This window comes from Halorubrum sp. Atlit-28R (genome assembly GCF_003665955.1).
Classification (GTDB): Archaea; Halobacteriota; Halobacteria; order Halobacteriales; family Haloferacaceae; genus Halorubrum; species Halorubrum tropicale.
The window spans coordinates 1-794 of the sequence record NZ_QPLS01000058.1; the positions used below are offsets into that span (position 1 = coordinate 1).

Below are 794 nucleotides of genomic sequence, written 5' to 3' on the forward strand. Positions count from 1 at the left end.
ATCCCATCGGTCCCCACCGAGTTGTGAGCATATCGAGCGCTTCGATAGCCGTTTCGACCCCTATTGCGGGCGTGTAGGTGATGTCGTAGCCGAGGATTTCTCGCCTGCCGAACCCGATGCCGTCGTGCGGAGCGAACGCGATGTAGGGGAACGTAAGCGGGTCACCCGTCACGATTGCGTTGTAGGCGAGCGTCAGCCCGACAAACGCCAGTCCGGGAAGGGCAATAGCGACGTATCGGCGAAAGACGGCCCAGCCCGTTCCGACTCGCTGGGCGGTCGCAAGCGCCCACAGGGAGTGTCCTATGAACGGGAGGGCGAACAAGAGCGCAGTGTAGGGCCGCGCGAAGAGCGCGAAACCGATGAGCGTGCCTGCGACGACGGCGTAGCCCGACGAATCGCGGCGGGCAGCCCTGACGTAGCAGACGGCGAACCCGAGATTGAGCATCGTCGTCGGCGCGTACGCGAGGAACGTCGCCGACGTGAGGAGGAACAGTGGCGAGAGGCCGAGGAGGCCCGCCGCGACGATGCCTGTTTGGCGGGCGAAGATGTCTGCGGTGAGGATATAGACGAGTGCTGCGGTCACCGCGGCAACGCAGCCCAAGAGGAGATTCGGTAAGCCGACGGCGAGACCAAGGGCGAACAGCGCCGGAACCGCGGGCGAATACTTCGAGTACAGTTGGACCCCACCGGGTGCGCTCGCGGTCTCTTGAACGATGAAGAACCACGGCCTGACGGCCTCCGCGAGCGCTCCGGAGTAGAGAAATAGCTTGCCCTCCAAGAGCATCGCCGCCTGC

General features: G+C 64.5%; 1 protein-coding gene. It reads right to left on the bottom strand.

The annotated features are described in order from the left end of the window. Positions 1-794: glycosyltransferase family 39 protein (locus DVK06_RS16770; protein ID WP_147438151.1), on the bottom strand; the 794-nt coding region annotated here is incomplete at both ends.